Genomic DNA, 539 nt, shown 5'->3' with positions numbered 1-539 from the left:
CGGCTGGTGGCGGGGCATTTCGACCACGGCTTCTACCGGGCGCGCTACGGCCTGTCCGAGGCCGACGACGCGGTGCGCGACTACTGCGACACCGGCTGGCGGAAGGGCCGCAATCCCAGGCCCGATTTCGACGGGCAGGCCTACGCCGACGCGCATCCCGGGATGCGCGAGACGGGCCTCGCGCCCCTCGTCCACCGCCTCGCCACGGCGCTGATGCACGGCACCGACATCGCGGCCGGCGCCTTCCACCCCCGCTACGGCACGCCGGACTCGCGGGAGGCGGTTCTGGCCGACGAGGCCCGGACGGTCGCGCCGTTCTTCGACGCCGCCTTCTACGCCAAGCGCAACCCCGACGCCGCCGGCGCCCCCGGCGGGCCGCTCGCCCACTTCGTCGCCTACGGCCAGCACGAGGGGCGCGACCCGAGCAAGACCTTCTCCATCGCGTTCTACAGGGAGACCTACGGCCATCTGCTGGGGCCCGGGGAGTCGCCGTTCCTGCACTACGTGCGCACCGGCCGGGCCGCCGGGCTGATGGGCTG

At 74.2% G+C, this 539-nt stretch carries 1 pseudogene; it reads left to right on the top strand.

Features of this window, described 5'->3' with window-relative positions:
- A pseudogene (locus tag ACTJK8_RS32350) lies at nt 1-539 on the top strand (glycosyltransferase); the annotation flags it as partial.

It is taken from the genome of Methylobacterium sp. 22177 (assembly GCF_052045615.1).
GTDB classification, from domain to species: Bacteria; Pseudomonadota; Alphaproteobacteria; order Rhizobiales; family Beijerinckiaceae; genus Methylobacterium; species Methylobacterium radiotolerans.
The sequence above is the reverse complement of the archived record's forward strand: the minus strand, read 5'-3'. Positions and strand labels throughout refer to the sequence as shown.